This window comes from Streptomyces sp. G7(2002) (assembly GCF_028870195.1).
GTDB lineage: Bacteria > Actinomycetota > Actinomycetes > Streptomycetales > Streptomycetaceae > Streptomyces > Streptomyces nigrescens.
Genome location: NZ_CP102609.1, coordinates 221,563 through 236,741, shown reverse-complemented (window position 1 = coordinate 236,741; position 15,179 = coordinate 221,563). Strand labels below are relative to the sequence as shown.

General features: G+C 68.4%; 17 protein-coding genes and 2 pseudogenes. 6 read left to right on the top strand and 13 right to left on the bottom strand.

Annotation, left to right across the window (positions count from 1 at the left end):
• Nucleotides 1-321: 321 nt before the first annotated feature.
• Entirely contained in the window at nt 322-711 is a 390-nt protein-coding gene (locus NUT86_RS01045; protein WP_148588086.1) for a VOC family protein, read from the bottom strand.
• A 92-nt stretch (nt 712-803) separates the two neighbouring features.
• A complete protein-coding gene (locus NUT86_RS01040; RefSeq protein ID WP_381679079.1) occupies nt 804-1,364 on the bottom strand; it encodes a transposase in 561 nt (186 codons plus the stop codon).
• A 58-nt stretch (nt 1,365-1,422) separates the two neighbouring features.
• Here NUT86_RS01040 and NUT86_RS01035 point away from each other — a divergent pair, with 58 nt between their 5' ends.
• Nucleotides 1,423-2,187: a GNAT family N-acetyltransferase gene (locus NUT86_RS01035; protein ID WP_266438033.1), complete on the top strand. Its 765-nt coding sequence runs from the start codon at nt 1,423-1,425 to the stop codon at nt 2,185-2,187.
• A 48-nt stretch (nt 2,188-2,235) separates the two neighbouring features.
• Here the strand turns inward: NUT86_RS01035 and NUT86_RS40560 are convergent, their stop codons facing one another.
• The 4 genes from NUT86_RS40560 to NUT86_RS01015 all read right to left on the bottom strand — a co-directional run bounded on the left by NUT86_RS40560 (nt 2,236) and on the right by NUT86_RS01015 (nt 5,086).
• Complete coding sequence (locus NUT86_RS40560; RefSeq protein WP_381679077.1) at nt 2,236-2,475, bottom strand: hypothetical protein; 240 nt, start codon at nt 2,473-2,475, stop codon at nt 2,236-2,238.
• Nucleotides 2,476-2,869: 394 nt separating this feature from the next.
• Complete coding sequence (locus NUT86_RS01025; RefSeq protein ID WP_148588087.1) at nt 2,870-3,520, bottom strand: LysE family translocator; 651 nt, start codon at nt 3,518-3,520, stop codon at nt 2,870-2,872.
• A 318-nt stretch (nt 3,521-3,838) separates the two neighbouring features.
• Entirely contained in the window at nt 3,839-4,534 is a 696-nt protein-coding gene (locus NUT86_RS01020; RefSeq protein WP_274732717.1) for an alpha/beta fold hydrolase, read from the bottom strand.
• Between the two features lie 420 nt (nt 4,535-4,954).
• Nucleotides 4,955-5,086 (bottom strand): hypothetical protein, encoded by a 132-nt coding sequence (locus NUT86_RS01015; protein WP_274732716.1) that lies wholly within the window; start codon nt 5,084-5,086, stop codon nt 4,955-4,957.
• Nucleotides 5,087-5,660: 574 nt separating this feature from the next.
• Here NUT86_RS01015 and NUT86_RS01010 point away from each other — a divergent pair.
• Together NUT86_RS01010 and NUT86_RS01005 are read left to right on the top strand one after the other, a co-directional pair.
• A complete protein-coding gene (locus NUT86_RS01010; RefSeq protein WP_093646262.1) occupies nt 5,661-5,918 on the top strand; it encodes a hypothetical protein in 258 nt (85 codons plus the stop codon).
• 342 nt (nt 5,919-6,260) lie between these two features.
• A complete protein-coding gene (locus NUT86_RS01005; protein WP_274740346.1) occupies nt 6,261-6,626 on the top strand; it encodes a hypothetical protein in 366 nt (121 codons plus the stop codon).
• Nucleotides 6,627-6,795: 169 nt separating this feature from the next.
• Here NUT86_RS01005 and NUT86_RS01000 read toward each other — a convergent pair whose 3' ends face one another.
• The 5 genes and pseudogenes from NUT86_RS01000 to NUT86_RS00980 form a co-directional block, all read right to left on the bottom strand.
• Nucleotides 6,796-7,764, bottom strand: a complete 969-nt coding sequence (locus NUT86_RS01000; protein WP_274732715.1) for an alpha/beta hydrolase — start codon at nt 7,762-7,764, stop codon at nt 6,796-6,798.
• Nucleotides 7,765-8,297: 533 nt separating this feature from the next.
• Entirely contained in the window at nt 8,298-8,762 is a 465-nt protein-coding gene (locus NUT86_RS00995; RefSeq protein ID WP_274732714.1) for a cupin domain-containing protein, read from the bottom strand.
• A 30-nt stretch (nt 8,763-8,792) separates the two neighbouring features.
• The gene (locus tag NUT86_RS00990) at nt 8,793-9,524 is read right to left on the bottom strand and encodes an SDR family oxidoreductase (protein ID WP_274732712.1); all 732 of its coding nucleotides are present in this window, start codon (nt 9,522-9,524) and stop codon (nt 8,793-8,795) included.
• 228 nt (nt 9,525-9,752) lie between these two features.
• Nucleotides 9,753-10,547 carry an oxidoreductase gene (locus tag NUT86_RS00985; RefSeq protein ID WP_159492017.1) on the bottom strand — a complete coding sequence of 265 codons (795 nt, stop codon included), beginning with the start codon at nt 10,545-10,547 and terminating at the stop codon, nt 9,753-9,755.
• 195 nt (nt 10,548-10,742) lie between these two features.
• A pseudogene (locus tag NUT86_RS00980) lies at nt 10,743-10,974 on the bottom strand (hypothetical protein); the annotation flags it as partial.
• Here NUT86_RS00980 and NUT86_RS40420 point away from each other — a divergent pair.
• Both NUT86_RS40420 and NUT86_RS00970 read left to right on the top strand, forming a co-directional pair.
• Nucleotides 10,901-11,359 (top strand): annotated as a pseudogene (locus NUT86_RS40420) (NAD-dependent epimerase/dehydratase family protein); the annotation flags it as partial. The pseudogenes NUT86_RS00980 and NUT86_RS40420 sit on opposite strands and share 74 nt — an antisense overlap.
• Before the next feature lie 68 nt (nt 11,360-11,427).
• Nucleotides 11,428-11,694, top strand: a complete 267-nt coding sequence (locus tag NUT86_RS00970) for a hypothetical protein (protein WP_274740774.1) — start codon at nt 11,428-11,430, stop codon at nt 11,692-11,694.
• 246 nt (nt 11,695-11,940) lie between these two features.
• On the opposite strand, the gene NUT86_RS00965 is transcribed toward NUT86_RS00970, so the two are convergent.
• Both NUT86_RS00965 and NUT86_RS00960 read right to left on the bottom strand, forming a co-directional pair.
• The gene (locus NUT86_RS00965; protein ID WP_274732711.1) at nt 11,941-12,180 is read right to left on the bottom strand and encodes a hypothetical protein; all 240 of its coding nucleotides are present in this window, start codon (nt 12,178-12,180) and stop codon (nt 11,941-11,943) included.
• A gap of 56 nt (nt 12,181-12,236) precedes the next feature.
• Nucleotides 12,237-13,376 (bottom strand): inorganic phosphate transporter, encoded by a 1,140-nt coding sequence (locus tag NUT86_RS00960; protein WP_159492021.1) that lies wholly within the window; start codon nt 13,374-13,376, stop codon nt 12,237-12,239.
• A 702-nt stretch (nt 13,377-14,078) separates the two neighbouring features.
• On the opposite strand from NUT86_RS00960, the gene NUT86_RS00955 reads away from it, so the two are divergent.
• Nucleotides 14,079-15,146 (top strand): NAD(+)/NADH kinase, encoded by a 1,068-nt coding sequence (locus NUT86_RS00955; protein ID WP_159492023.1) that lies wholly within the window; start codon nt 14,079-14,081, stop codon nt 15,144-15,146.
• Nucleotides 15,147-15,179: the final 33 nt, after the last annotated feature.

Below are 15,179 nucleotides of genomic sequence, written 5' to 3'. Positions count from 1 at the left end.
GTGTGGCCGGCGGCCGTGACGGCCGCATCAGGACGTCCCTATGCGTGGACGACGGCCTTTCGCGCAAAGCCATCCACACATTGGCCCCTCGTTCGTCACTTAAAGGAGCGTCTATTCCGGCGGGGTGTTTGGTTTGGGCTTCAGGCTGGTGTCGGTGATGGCTTATGGGGCCTCTGCCAGTGTTCGGTGCCAGTCACGGCGGGCAAGCTCCCCGCCGGGCGGTGGGGCGGGTGATCGCAGGGCGCCGGCCGCGAGTACATCAGCACAAAGGGCGATTGAGGGCCGCGCCCCGGGCTGGGGTGCGGCCCTCGGCGCATGTGGTTACGAGGTCCAGCCGCCGTACGGCACGGTGATCAGCTCCATGGCATGGCCCGCCGGGTCCATGAAGTACACCCCGCGGCCGCCGTCGTTGTGGTTGATCGCGCCGGGCTGTTGCCGGTGCGGGTCGGCGTAGTGCTCGACGCCGCGCTCGCTGATCCGCGCGTACGCCGCGTCGAACTCCTCCTCGGAGACCAGGAAGGCGTAGTGCTGCATGGCGATGTGGTCCGCGGGGATCGTGGCGAAATCCAGCGTGACGCCGTTGCTCAGGCCGACCGCGATGAACGGGCCCCACTCCGCGGTGATCTCAAGGCCCAGCAGGTCCGCGAAGAACTGGGCGGACTCCCGGTTGTCCCGGGCGTGGACGATCGTGTGGTTCAACTCAACTGACAAGGAATGCCTCCGAAGGCATCTCCCGACACCTCCATGCCTCACCCAGCCGGTGACCGACACGCGATGTCCCGGTAGATCCTAGCCGCTGTTGTCTACGAAGAAGTGCGTCGGCGGTAGTTGATGAGAGATGCGGCTGTACCGACGAAGGCGAGGAAGTGCGCGGCCTGGCGTTCGCAGCGGCGATGCAGGCGCCGGCATCCGGCCAGCCAAGAGACCGTCCTCTCGACGACCCAGCGTTGGCGGCCCGCTCGTGTGGAGGGCTCGGTGCCCCTTACGGGCAATGCGGTGGCGGATGCCCCTCTTACGGAGCCACTGCGCAGGTGGTCGTAGTTGTGACCCTTGTCCGTATGGAGCTTGACTGGGCGCCGACGACGCGGGTCGCGTCGGGGAGCGGACGGGCGGGACCCCCGCGCCAGTGGCTTCAGGCGGAGGCTGTCGTGCATGTTGGCACCGGAGATGCCCAGTGACAGGGGCAATCCATTCCGGTCCGTGATCAGGTGGATTTTCGATCCGCTCTTGCCGCGGTCGGTCGGACTCGGTTCGGTCAGTGGCCCCACCGTGTTCGCGCCTAGGGCGTGTATCAAATGTGCTGGTCGCCGACGTGACACCGGCGGCGAGCGATCCAAAATCACGTGCAACCTGCGCCCAGTCATGCTGGGATCATTCGTTGTGAATGTCCATTTCCTCAATGACGCCGACTTGACGGACAGGATGGAGCAGAATCTGGCGGAACATGCCTGTCATCTGCATCGGAGCATGAGCGCTGCGACCGTTACAGAGACTGATGACCTCCTGGTCGCCGACAGCAGCCTGGACGACGACACTTTCAACATCGTTGCCGCGGCCCGCTTCACCGCCACCACCGCCACGGCACGTATCACCGAGACCGCCCGGACACTGGCTCGCACCGGCCGCCGCTTCTCCTGGTGGGTGGGGCCCGCCTCAAGGCCACCGGACCTCACCGCCCTCCTGACGGCGGCTGGTCTGCCAGCATCCGAACAGGAGACGGCGATGTGGGCCGAGCTGGACGACACACTGCCGCTGCCCGCCGCCGCAGGGCTGGACATCCAGACGGTGGCCACGCCCGAACAGCTCGCCGACTACGCCGCGGTTCTCGCCGCGAACTGGACCCCGCCCGCTGACACAGTCCGCCGCTTCTTCACCCAGGCCGCCCCGCAGGCCCTGGCCGCACGCTGCCCGGCCCGCTACCTGGTCGGCTACGTGGACGGCCGTCCGGTCTGCTCGGCCGAAGTGTTTCATCACGCGGAGGTTGCTGGGATCTACAACATCTGCACCCTGGCCGCCCACCGCCGACGCGGCTACGGCGGTGCCATCACACTCGCCGCACTCCACACGGCCCGCGACCGAAACCACCACATCGCGGTCTTGCAGGCGTCCACCGACGGCGAGCCCGTCTACCGCCGACTGGGGTTCCGCTCCTGCGGCCAGTTCACCGAACACACCATCACCCCCTGAACACCGCGAACTCCCCAAGCCATCAGCCCACTTTCACAACGGTCCTGGTCACAGCCACTCGTTGATGGCCGCGACGAGATCGGTCGCCTCGTAGCGGACCGCGAGCTTGTCATCCCTCGTGGCAACCTCCCGGTTGAAGCCTGGTGGCCGGCCGCCGGGGCGCCCACGATGGTGCCCGGTGCCGGTGCTGGTCGGTTTTCTCGGGGATCGTGTGCGCGATGTCGCGATGTCGCGTCGCCGCTGGTAACCGCGGAAGCCGCGACCGCGGGAGCTGTAAGCCTTGTCCACGAGCACGTGGTCAGGTCGGCGGCGTGGCTGGCCCGGTCCGGTGCCGTGGCCTCTCCGTTCTGCCGCGGATGCGCGGGGTGGCGTCCAGGACCTGAAGACGCTCCACCCAGCCAAGACGGGCACCCAACTCTGGGCGATGACCGGTGTCTCGCCGATGCTCGGCGAGAACGACGACCACAGATCTACAACCAGGCCGCCGCCCTTCGCCAAGCAGCACCACCTCGGCATGCTGGCCTTCTGGGAGGAGAACCGGGACGCCAATGCCCGCTCCGGCGCGCTGTTCAAGCGCACCAACATCCCGCTGGCGCCGTACGAGTTCTCGAAGGCTTCTCGCAGTAACGATCGGCTGGCATCGGTCAGCTCACCTGCGATGGGCGCCCTCAGCGCTCAGCTGTCAGCGCAGGGCGACCGCCGCGCCCGTTCGTTCGGTGGCGATCCTGACGGCGAAGCCCGCCAGCGCGGTGCCCATCGCATACCGGTGCAGGCGCTGCCAGAGCGGATGCCGGGCGAAGAACCCGGCGACGGATCCGGCCGTCACGATGAAGAACGCGTTGCCCACGACCCCCACCGCGATCTGGGTCAGCCCCAACAGCAGCCCCTGCAGGCCGACATGGCCGCGTTCCGGGTCGACGAACTGCGGCAGCAGCGAGATGTAGAGGATGGCAACCTTGGGATTGAGCAGGCAGGTGAGGAAACCCATCAGGAAGAGCTTGCGGGCCCCGTCCTGCGTCAGCTCCTGGGGCGCGAGAGCGGATCGGCCGCCCGGCCGGACGGCCTTCCAGGCCAGCCAGAGCAGGTAGCCTGCCCCGGCCAGCTTGATCGCCAGGTAGATCTCCGGCACCAGCGCGAAGACGGTGGCGATACCGGCGGACACCGCGAAGAGGTAGACCAGGAAGCCGAGGAAGACCCCGGCCAGTGAGATCAGCCCCGCCCGGCGGCCTTGGGCGATCGAGCGGGAGACCAGGTAGATCATGTTCGGCCCCGGCGTCAACACCATGCCGAGCTCCACCACCGCGATCCCCGCTATTGCTCCCAGCCCGATCACAGCACAGCCTCCGTACGCGCGTTCCTCAGGCGCAACCTAGCAGCCCACGGCCGTGTGCGGCTCAGTGCGCCGGGCCGAGACAGCTGTCACCTCTTGCCACACTGACTGTGACCAAGTTCGAGACCGGCGAAGTCGCGGCACGACTTGACCCTCCCGCAGTGGAAGACATTGCAATGGGAACACCGGCTGCGAGGAGAAGGTGCCCATGTCCGCTCCTTCCGCCGCTCGTTGAGGAGGTCGTGGGGAAGGGGGCCGCCGTGGCTCGTGTCGGACGCGGAGGCCCGGCGGATCGCCGGCTCGGCTCGTCCGCGGCCGTCGTCACAGGCTCAGTAGCAGGTCCCGGACTGCTGCAGGCCGGGACAGGAACGGGTGGTGGCCGGCGTCGAGCTCGACGACGCTGCCGGCCCGGCGGGCGAACTCGCGCTGCAGGCGCGGCGGGGTGCCCCGGTCCTGAGCGCAGACGAGGTACGTCGAGGGCACCTGCTGCCATGCGGCCGCCCCGACCGGCTGCCCGGTCACCTGCAGGCTCTGCCGGGCGAGGTGGTCCGCCGCCTGCGCCTGGACCTCGCAGTCGCAGTCCTGCAGGAACGTGTCCACGAGCAGCTCGGGGCGGACCCCGAACGTGCTGGCGTCGGGGTCGACGTCGAGGAACGGGGCGGGGCTGCCGTCCCCGAACTCCGACAGGCTCTGCCCGACCTCGGGCAGGTAGCTGGAGACCAGCAGCAGGTGGCGCACCGACCCGATTCCCGCGGCGGCCTCCGCGGTGATGATGCCGCCGTAGCTGTGGGCGACGACGACGGTCGGCTCGTCGCCGGCCTGCAGCACCTGCCGCACCGCGGCAACATCCTCGGGCAGCCCCGGACCGCCGACGCCGCCGGGCAGGCCCGCCTCGCCGCAGCTCGGCAGCGCCGGGGCTACGCTCGGCACCCCCCGCTCCTGCAGCAGCTCGGCGGTGCGGTGCCACCACCACGACCCGTCTCGCACGCACGCTCCGTGCACGAACACGACTCTCATCGCCACCTCCAAGTCGGCCTCGACTGCTCCCAGGCCGGCGTTCCGATCGTCATGGCCCGGGTCTCGTGTTGTCAGCTTCTCCTTTGATGGAAGCTCGGTCAGGCCGGTCGAGCAAGATGTGGTCGATGGCCCCGGTCGATCGCTGTCGGCCCTGATGACGGCCTTGACGCTGCCGGGTAGGGGTCGAGGGCCTGGTTCCAGTCGCGCATCTCAGCCTCGCACCGACTGCAGGTGGCCCACTGTGCAGCCGTAATGCGCTGCTGAGCCCGCCGGGCAGGATGTGCGTTGTGGGGGACTCCTGGCCGCGCTGCCGATCCGGGGAGGATTCCAGGTCAGGCACACCACCGCTGCTCGCCGGGCCAACCGATACCGGTTGGCTGATCTCGTCGGCCTCAGCAGGCCTCTGACCTGCGGCCGCTCTCAGAGTTGGTCGAGGTTGAGTTGGATCGTGTGGAGACCGTCCGGGCCGCCGATGGTCAGTTGCACTGTGGAGGTGAGGGTGAGGGAGTGGTAGCGGCAGAGGAGCGGTAGTGCGCGGGCTGTTCCGTTCATGAGGTGGGTGCGTGACCGTCTCACGGTGCTGATGGCGACGGAGTTTGCCGCGATGCTCGTATGCATGGACCGCACCAACGCGTAGGGAGCCGAAGACCGCACCACTGACGCCGTCCAGCGCTTCACCGGCCGCTCGCTCACCGCACAGCTTCCGCCATTCGCCGAACGCGAGATGACACGAAGCAGCTGACGCTCAGCCCTTGGGGCCGGCCTCCCGGGCTTGCTCGCCGCCGGGTACGGCTGTCAGTGCCCCGCGGCCCTCGCGTACCCGTCCGCGGCGCGGCACCTACCCCGGGCGCGCGGCGGTGGACGAGCGAGCGGAAACGGCCTCAGGCTCGTGGCGTGGCCCGAACGGGGCCGTTCGGCGGGATGACCGTGGCCAGCCGTGTCGTTTGGATCATCGCGGGGCCGACCCACCGCCAGCGTCACTTCGCAGCATGGTCCGCAGAATCAACCCTTCCAGGTGTGCGGCGGTCTTACCAGGCGTAGCGCTCAGAGGGGCAGGGTCTGTCGACTCGTACGGGTAAATGTCTGGCGACTCGTACGGGTAAATCGAATGGAAAAGGTGTATTCCATGGTGCTCGATCGCAACTTCTGCCTGGACGTTCCGGAGGGTTTCGATGATTCGGATGCTGAGACTGGGGTGCATCCCATCGCTAGGAAGCTGTTCCTCGGCGCAACTGCCGCGGAAGCTTTCGGGAAAGCTCATGAGTGGTTGCGGGAACAAAGCGTCCGCCTGGTAGACGTATCTTGGACTGTCTTGGACGGCGAGGACGAGCCCTGCACGTTGAGCATCTATTTCGCATTCGAGCTGGATCCCGAAGACGCCTGACCACGGCGGTGCAGTTGCGCTTGGATCAGCCGGTCGTTGGCCCGAGATGCCATCCACTTTCCGAACGTGATCCGTGATCCTTTGGTGGCAGGAGGTCCTCATGCGGTATCCGCATGGAGGTGAGCTGACGTCCAAGGAGGCGGAGCCTCGGCCGTGTGGTGGGGCGTCAATTGCCGGAAGCCGGAAGCCGGAAGCCGGAAGCCGGAAGCCGGACAGCAGCGGCGGGATTGAGGCGGCTGCGGAAGCGGGGGCTTGGGCCGGAAAAGATCGTCCGTAAGCTTCAGGGATGGTGGAGACTGTGGGGCAGTTCTCCGCGATGTGATCAGGAGCCCAGTGGACGACATGGAATTCGCCGAAGCTCTGGAGACGGTCCTGCGGGACCTCCAGGCGCAGTGCGCGGTGCAGCCGCACATACGTGAGGACGACGAGTTCGGGATCACGCTCTGGGCCCCGGACGGTTCAGGTCAGGGCCTGACGTCATCGCTGGGTGGCACCTCCGCGGAGCGGTTGGTGCACCTGGCGGACCAAGTCCAGGACTGGGCGGTGGAGGCACTGTGGTCCGAAGGCGCATCGGCGGTCTGGCCGCAGTGCCCGACACACCCGGACACGCATCCGCTGACGGCGACAGTGCGCACGGACACGGCGGTGTGGGTGTGCCCGAAGAGGCGAACGGCAGTGGCGCGGATCGGGGAGCTGCAGACCCAATAGAGCGGGCTGGGCCCGCGGCCGGCGACAACCGGTGCTGGCCGTGCGGCGGCTGTGGCCCCGGGGGCCGTAGCTCTGGCCCCGGGTGCCGTATGTGGGTGGCGTGGCTCAGCCCGAACCGGGCACGGGCATCTGCTTGAGGCCACTACGCACCGCATTCTGCAACGATCAGTCAGGCCTGGTCGGTTCCAAGGGCGTTGCGCAGGAACGCCGTTGCCTGGTCGATGGCTCCGCGGGCGGCTTTGGAGTGACTCAGTGAGTTGAGCATCATGAAGTCGTGGACCGTGCCGTCGTAGCGCACCGTGGTCACCGGAACGTCGGCTGCGCGGAGCTTGGCGGCGTACGCCTCGCCCTCGTCGCGCAGCACGTCGGCCTCGTCGACGATCAGCAGGGCGGGCGGCAGGCCGGAGAGCTGCTCGATGGTGGCGTGGTTGGGAGACGCGGTGATCTCCGCGCGTTGGTTCGGGTCGGTCGTGTAGGCGTCCCAGAACCATTCCATCAGCTCGCGGCTCAGGTAGTAGCCGGTGGCGAATTGGTCGTAGGAACCGGTGTTCATGGCCGCATCCGTGACCGGGTAGTACATCGACTGTTGTACGAACGTGACGTCACCGCGCTCCTTGGCCATGAGGGCGAGTGCGGCGGTCATGTTCCCGCCGACCGATTCCCCGGCCACTGCCATGCGCTGTGCATCCAGCCCCTTGGACGCCCCCTCGTGGGCGATCCACTGCGCGGTGGCGTAGCCCTGCTCGATGGCCACGGGGTAGTGCGCCTCGGGCGACGGCGTGTACTCCACGAAGGCCACTGCCGCACGGGCGCCGACCGCCAACTCGCGCACCAGGCGGTCGTGGGTACCGGCATTGCCCAGCACCCAGCCACCGCCGTGCATGTACAACACGACGGGCAGTGTTCCGGTGGCGCCCTGCGGCTTGACGATGCGTACCCGTACATCGCCCACCGCTGCCGGAACCGAAACCCACTCCTCGTCGACCGGCAGCTTGTCGACGGGCGCGGCCTGGAGGTCGTCGAGCACCTTGCGCGCTGCGGTCGGATCCAGCTCGTACAGGAACGGATGTTGCGAGGTTGCGTCGGCGAGCTCCTGTGCCTCGGGCTCGAGGACGATTGAGGCGGTTTGACCAGCCATGGGAATGCTCCCTGGGAAATCCGAGAAGCGCATCATAAAGAGCGCGGGGCGCTGAAGAGCGCCGCGCTGCGCTTGGGCTGCGGGGCGGTCGGAAGAGCCTCCGCCCTTGTGCAAGCCCCTGATGGGGATATTTGTCCATTGTAATTGCCCGTCCTCCGCGGATGCATTCCAAGGAACCGTCTGATCCATTCGACGGGTGCTCGGCTCGGTGACGACACGGCCTCCTCGATGACAGGCTCGCCGAGGAGCGGATACGCCGACCGACCTTCACTGGCGGGATCGTGTGTGATTCGAGCGGGAATGCTTCAACGCCGTGGTTCGTCCATCACCGGTGGTGGTGCCGATCTGCTGCGCCCCATAGGGCACGTACTGGAGTGAGAGGCGTTCTGCGGACTTTGCCGCAGATGGCGCCACGCACGTTGAAGGGCGCGCACGAGTCCACCCCGCCGTCGATGCGTTGCCATTTCACCCACGGGAGCGGAGAGCCACATGCTCACTCCGGGGCACTGGGACGCCCCACTTGCTCATCGCGGTCAGTCCCGGCTCTCAGTGGCGGGTCCTGGGCGGGGAGCTCGTAGGTGCCGGCGCCGGGCCAGCTCTTCGTCGTCGACCAGAGTGAGCATGGGCTGACCCGGTGCGCACATCATGGTGACGAGGAAGCGGCTCCGGGAGTCCGTCCGGTTGTTTCCGTCCTGGTAGTGGATGACATCGCCGCCCGGCTCCCAGAACGTCTCCCCGGCCTTGACCACCCGCTCCGGCTCGCCTTCCAGCTCGAAGAGCATCTCCCCCTCCAGCATGTAGCCGAAGGCAGGTCCCGAGTGCCGGTGCGGAGGGGTGCCGGGATCGCCGGGAGGGAACTCGACGACAACCGTCATCGCCTCCGCCCCCTCCGGAACGAACGGCGGTTTCGCCGACTGCAGCACGGTGAGCGCCGTCTTCCATGCTTCGGAGCGCGGTCGACTCTCGGCGCTGCCTGCCGCCTGTTCGTCGTTCGGCATGGCGAGGTCTCCAGTGGTGGGCCGGCCGGGTCAGGTGAGCCAGTCGGTGTAGTGGGTGGGGGCGATGCGTGCGTCGCCCTTGGTGGTGAGCACATCGCCGTTGACGGCGGCGAACATGCCGGCGGTGTCGTCGGTGACGACCGTCCGGCCGTCGGGTCGGGCGTTCAGGGTGATCCGGCCGAGTTCGTCGAGGGGATGGACGTCGGGCCCGCCGACGTTGAGGGTTCCGTTCAGAGGGGTACCGGCGGCGACTTCGGCGACGGTGTCGGAGACGTCCTGGGCGGCGATGGGCTGGAGTGGGGTGGTGGGCAGGCGGACGGTGTCGCCCTCGGTGGACCAGGACATGAAGGCGTTGATGAACTCCATGAACTGGGTGGCGCGGACGATCGAATAGGGGACCGGCCCGGCCTTGAGGATGTCTTCCTGCAAGACCTTGGCGCGGTAGTAGGCGAGGTCGGGCACCTGGTCCGCGCCGACGATCGAGAGGATGACGAAGTGCCCCACCCCGCCCTTGTGGCCGGCGGCCAGGAGGTTGTCCATCGAGGTTTGGAAGAAGGCGGGAGAGGCGTCGTCGAAGGTCGGGGAATTAGTCAGGTTGACGACGCCGTCGGCTCCGGTCACCGCCTCCTCCACGCCCTGGCCGGTGATCACGTCGACACCTGTGGACGGCGAGTGCGGCACGGCTTCGTGTCCGGCGGCGTTCAGCTTCTTCACGACCTGCGAACCGATCAGACCGGTACCGCCGATGACTGCGAACTTCATTGGTCACCTTTCGTCGCGCACCGATAGGCCATGCGTCCAGATTGCGGCGATATGGCGCACGGTGCACGCCGGTCCGTGCGTTCCTGGGTGCGACGGTGGCGCTGCGTGGCTGCAGCATCACTGATGGCGATTGACGTATGGGTCACCCCTGGGAACGCTGGTGGTCGCTGCGCCCCCTTCCGCGATCGGTGAGACACCACCTAGGTGCCGTCCCGAACGGGCCGTAAGTCAGGTGGTCTTGGTCTGGCCGCCGTCGATGACGAATTCGGCACCGGTGATGTTGCCGGCGCGCGGGGAGGCCAGGAAGACAACGAGGTCGGCCACTTCTTGGGGTTCGGTGATGCGTCCGGTGGAGATGCCCATCTGCTGGGGGACGACCTGGTCCAGGGCCTCCTGTGCCGTGCCGCCTGCGCTGGCCGCGACGGTGTCGGCGAAGGCGCCGGGGGCAGTCCAGAACGGGGTGCGTACGGGGCCGGGGGCGACGGAGTTGACGCGGACGCCACGGGGAGCGAACTCCTCTGACAGAGCCTTGGTGAGGTTGCTCAGGGCGGCTTTGGCGGCTGAATAGTCCACCACCATGGGGAAGGGCAGCCGGGCATTGACCGAGCTGATGTTGACGATGGCCCCCTCGCCGTGGGCCAGCAAGTGTGGCAACGAGGCACGGCTGGCGCGCACCGCGCTCAGGAACGTCATGTTGAGGGCATGCGTCCATGCTGCGTCATCGACGTCGAGGAAGCCGGAGCGTGGGTTGGTGGCACCGACGTTGTTGACCAGCACGTCGATCCGACCGTGCCGGTCCGCTGCCTTCTGGGCCAGCGTGTCGGCGCCGTCGGCGTCGGCCAGATCGACGGGGTGGAAGGTGATGTCGTACCGCTTGCGCAGGGCTGCCAGCTCAGCCGTTTCGGTGCGGCTGCCGACAACCACGCGCGCGCCCTCACGGCCGAGTGCCTCGGTGACGGCCAGGCCGATGCCCTTGCTGCCTCCAGTGACAACGGCGACCTTGTCCGTCAGGTTCAGCTCCACCGGGATCTCCTCCTGCGTCAGGCTTCCAGCATTGCCAAATGCGTCTAAAACACTCGCATTGAGTGAGTATCGATCCTCGCTTCCGAGCAGCGTCATCGCCACACCGCCTGCGCTGAGGAGTCCCGCGCATCGCCGCCTTGGTGGGCCTGGATCGTCACGGTTCCGTCGGCGCCGGGACCGTGACGGCAAACCTCAGGCCAGGTCCATGAGCTGGCTGACGGTCCAGGCCTGCCAGCCGATCCGGCCGTGCAGCGGATACCAGCCGGGGCGCAGACCACGGCTCAGCAGCCGGACAGCGACGACCAGCAGGGCGGTGTACGCCAGCCCGAAGGCCGGTGGCGGGCACGAGCGCGATGAGCGCTCCGCGTACGGCGCGTCGCCCAAGACCGTCCCCGGCGTGGACGAAGCAGCCCGCCACCGCCAATGCCGGGGGCCATCGAGAGGCGGCTCGTCGTCTCGTGGCCCCTCCCGCACGCATTCTCGTCACGGGTGCCACCGGAGCGGTCGGCGGCACCGTGATGCGCCGGCTGACCGCGACGGGTTATGAGGCATATGGGGTCAGCAGCCGTGGCGGCAGCTCCCCGCGTCAGTTCGCCTGGCGCATCGGCACCGAGGAGCCGCCCGACGCGCTGCGCGTCCGCTGGCACACGGTGGTCCACTGCGCTGCCGACACCCGCTGGCACCTCTCGGCCGAGGAGTCGGAGCAGGCGAATGTGGCTCCGCTGCGTGCCCTGCTGAAATGGATGGACGAGAGCACTCGCCTCATCCATCTGTCGTCCTCCTACGCGACCGGACTGACCGGCAGGGTGGAGCCCACGTCATTCGACGCGGACCGGAACACCTACGAATGGTCCAAGGCCGCCGCCGAGCGGAGAACGGTGTGCCGGGGCTTGAGCAGCTGCGCTATGTGTCGGCGGACCAGTGGAACCGTTTCTATCTGTCCTTCGCACGGGAGTACTTGGACCGGGCACAGCTCATGCGCGTCACGGCCTTCCAGGCGTACCAGAGTTATCTGTCGATCACCGAACCCTTTGAGGTGACGCACAGGGCGGAGCCCATCACGTCCACGCTCTACCGTTCCATGCGACGCTGGGCCGAGACCCATGCGGCGACCGCTCGCCGCGTCCCGGGGCCCTGGCGTCCGTGAGACGGCCTGTCGGCGCAGCATGCTGTGGCCCCGGCTGCCCAGCAGAGGGGTGGGTGCTGCACCGCTCCTCGCCCCGGCGGCAATCCCGGCTGTCAGAGCCGTTGCTCCTCCAGCCAAAGCACGACCAACGCAGCGAGTCCGTATCCCACACATGCTGGTGGCGCCATCTCCCCGGGGCCGGGGCCGGGGCCGGGTCCGGGGGCAGGGCATCTCGGATACCTGGCGAGTGGAGTGGCAGCGTCGGAGTCAGCCGGGAACGATCAGGTCGATCCCGTAGGCCGCGACCGCGAGGCAGGCGGCGAAGCACAGCACGGCCGTGACAGCTGCCACCTTCTGGTGCCGACCCGGGGGCGTGCCGGGGGCGGGCTCTCCGTGTCCGGCGCGGGCCCACGCGGCCAGTCCGAGCGAGAACATCACGACCACCACCACGGTGATCCCGAGGCTGACGCCGAAGACACCACCGAGAGTGCCCCAGTTGATGACCATCCCGCTTCCCCTTCCTCTGCACTCTCCCCGACGACAGCGCGCCCGGCCGGACCGGCTCAGGCGGCCGGCTTCACCGTGGGCTTCGCGGCGCTCGCCGGCACCTCATTGACGTTCTCCGAATTCACCGGGCGGCGGCGCGAGAGCACGTAGAAAGCCGCTGCGGCGGCCACGGCGACGCCCGCCACCAGGGCCACCCCCACAGTGCCCCGACCGGCCACCCACGCCGCCACGCCTCCCACGGCGGCCGCGGCCGGCAGTGTCAGCAGCCAGGACACCGCGATCCGCCCGGCGACGCCCCAGCGCACGTGTGCCAGCCTGCGCCCCAGCCCCGCGCCGAGGATGCTGCCCGTGCACACCTGGGTGGTCGACAGTGCGAAGCCCATGTGCGAGGAGGCGAGGATGACCGCGGTCGCGCTGGTCTCGGCGGCGAAGCCCTGCGGGGCCTGGATGTCGGTGAGTCCCTTGCCCATGGTCCGGATGATCCGCCAGCCGCCCGCGTAGGTGCCCAGCGAGATCGCCAGGCCCGCGCTCAGCACCACCCACCAGGGCGGCCCCGCGCCATGGCTGAGCACCCCGCTCGAGATGAGCGCGAGGGTGATGACCCCCATCGTCTTCTGGGCGTCGTTGGTGCCGTGCGCCAGCGCCACCAGGGACGCCGACCCGATCTGTCCCGCGCGGAAGCCCTTTCCGACGGCGCGGCGCGAGGTCCTCCGGGTGATCATGTAGGCGAGGTAGGTGGCCAGCAGCGCCACCACGCAGGCCACCACCGGCGAGGCCACCGCGGGGATCACGATCTTCTCGATGATCGCTCCGAAGCGCACCGCGGAACCTCCCGCCCCCACCCACACCGCGCCGATCAGCCCGCCGAACAGGGCGTGGGACGAGCTTGAGGGCAGCCCGAGGAGCCAGGTGACCAGATTCCACAGGATCGCCCCGATCAGCCCGGCGAAGATCATCACCAGGGATACTTCGCTGTCTTGGACTATGCCGCCCGAGATCGTCTTGGCTACCTCCGTGGAGAGGAAGGCGCCGGCCAGATTGAGCAGACCCGCGACGGCGACGGCGACCCGGGGGCTCAGCGCCCCGGTGGCGATGGAGGTGGCCATCGAGTTGGCGGTGTCATGGAACCCGTTGGTGAAGTCGAAGGCCAGGGCGGTGAGGATCACGGCCACGAGCAGGAAGGAGACAGATGCCATCCCGGTCCTCCACGTCGAGGGCGGTCCGGCCGCGCGGCCCCACCTAGCCCTGCGTGCGAACCGCCGGTCCCCTCCCACGCTAAGTGCCGCTCCGGATCGCCGCCAACGCGACGGCGCAGGCCGGTCGGTGGGGGCCGGCTGCGGTCAGCGCTGTGCCGGACTCAGCGACAACGACCCGGACACCGCCCGCAACGACGTTCACCGGAAAGACGTCGCTACTGAGCGTATCGGCCCCTGATGACCCCGTGCGGTCTACGGGGCTGTCGCAGGCCAGGCGGTCACGAGGCTGGTTATGGCGACGCTGAGCGGCACACACCGCGAGCCCCTGCCACTCATGCGAGCTGATCACCGTGGCGGGCCGCAGCGCGATTGCGGGCTCTCAGTTGGGAAATTACGCCGCTTGGCATGAGCTGCTGCCCCAATGGAGACCAGGGGTGCCCGCTAAGATGCCTTAAGAATGCAAACATCCCTATATGCGAGCTATCGTCCTTCGGTCTATCGGCCTTCGGTTCGCTGAAATCCGGGATGGCGCGTCAGGGCGGGGGCCGGTCCGCTCACGGAGTGGGCGTCCATGGTCGGCCCTATGCGGTGATGGTGCTCGTGGCACATGGTCGCCAGACGGGACGCGAAGCCCGCGACCGTCCGGAACGGGTGTTCCCACAGCGGCGAGCGAACCGAGCACCCGGATGGAAAGGACGCTGAGTGAGCGTGCAACGGGTGGGCGTCGTCGTCCACGGAGGCCGTCCCGGCGCTGTGGCGGCCGCCGACGTCGTCCGACGGTGGTGCGAACGCCAGGACGTCGGTTGCGTCGCCATCGACGTGTGGAGCCAGGAGGAACTGCGGCGAGATGCGCGGGAAGAGGTCGGTGCGGCCGGCAGTCCCGACCTGATCGTCACGCTCGGAGGAGACGGCACCTTCCTGCGCGGAGCACGCCTGGCCGCGCAGAACGATGCGCTTGTCCTCGGTGTCGACCTGGGCACCCTCGGCTTTCTGACCGAGGTTCCGGCCGACGATGTCGAGTGCGCACTGGACAGCGTCCATCGCGGCCAAGTGAACGTCGAGACCCGCCTGATGCTGACGATGCGGGCGTCCTGTCCACTGCAAATCCCCGAGGGCATGGAGGCCCTCCTGCGCTACGGCCGGGGTCCCTCGCTACCGCCTCCGTCGGTGCGCCCCGAGTGTGCCGTCGCCCGGGACTGGGGGATGGCCCTGAACGTGACGGCTCTCAACGACATCGTCCTGGAGAAACTGGCACGCGACCGGCAGGTCTCCCTCGGGGTGTACCTCGCGGGCCGGCTGCTCGCCTCCTACTCCGCCGACGCTGTCCTGGTCGCCACGCCCACCGGATCCACCGCCTATAGTTTCGCCGCCGGCGGCCCCGTCATCTCCCCCCGGGCCGACGCCATCGTCTTCACCCCTGTCGCTCCGCACATGGCCTTCAACCGCTCGGTAGTTGCCGCACCCGACGAAGCCGTCGCACTACGGGTCCTGGGACATTCCGGCCGCGCGGCGGTCAGCGTCGACGGTCAGTTGCGCGGCGTCCTGGATCCAGGGGACTGGATCGGTGTCTACGCGGCTCCGCAGCGCCTGCGCGTCGTACGGCTCGGGCCAACCGACTTCTACGGCAGGCTACGTGAGCGCATGCGCCTGACCGATGCCCCCGCGACCGCCGAAGCCGACGCCGACATCACCCCCATGTGGCCCCACACCAGCCCACCCCCCGATGACCTCGCGCACCTGCGCCTTCCGCCCCTGCCCACGCACGGCTGAAGCGACAGGCTGGGCGCTTTGGCAGGTCGGCCC

Excerpts from the sequence above, each read along its gene's own strand:
- NUT86_RS01040 (WP_381679079.1), bottom strand. The coding sequence starts at position 1,364 with ATGACTGGGCGCAGGTTGCACGTGATTTTGGATCGCTCGCCGCCGGTG.
- NUT86_RS01035 (WP_266438033.1), top strand. The coding sequence starts at position 1,423 with ATGGAGCAGAATCTGGCGGAACATGCCTGTCATCTGCATCGGAGCATG.
- NUT86_RS01020 (WP_274732717.1), bottom strand. The coding sequence starts at position 4,534 with ATGAGAGTCGTGTTCGTGCACGGAGCGTGCGTGCGAGACGGGTCGTGG.
- NUT86_RS01015 (WP_274732716.1), bottom strand. The coding sequence starts at position 5,086 with ATGAACGGAACAGCCCGCGCACTACCGCTCCTCTGCCGCTACCACTCC.
- NUT86_RS01010 (WP_093646262.1), top strand. The coding sequence starts at position 5,661 with ATGGTGCTCGATCGCAACTTCTGCCTGGACGTTCCGGAGGGTTTCGAT.
- NUT86_RS01005 (WP_274740346.1), top strand. The coding sequence starts at position 6,261 with ATGGAATTCGCCGAAGCTCTGGAGACGGTCCTGCGGGACCTCCAGGCG.
- NUT86_RS01000 (WP_274732715.1), bottom strand. The coding sequence starts at position 7,764 with ATGGCTGGTCAAACCGCCTCAATCGTCCTCGAGCCCGAGGCACAGGAG.
- NUT86_RS00995 (WP_274732714.1), bottom strand. The coding sequence starts at position 8,762 with ATGCCGAACGACGAACAGGCGGCAGGCAGCGCCGAGAGTCGACCGCGC.
- NUT86_RS00990 (WP_274732712.1), bottom strand. The coding sequence starts at position 9,524 with ATGAAGTTCGCAGTCATCGGCGGTACCGGTCTGATCGGTTCGCAGGTC.
- NUT86_RS00965 (WP_274732711.1), bottom strand. The coding sequence starts at position 12,180 with ATGGTCATCAACTGGGGCACTCTCGGTGGTGTCTTCGGCGTCAGCCTC.
- NUT86_RS00960 (WP_159492021.1), bottom strand. The coding sequence starts at position 13,376 with ATGGCATCTGTCTCCTTCCTGCTCGTGGCCGTGATCCTCACCGCCCTG.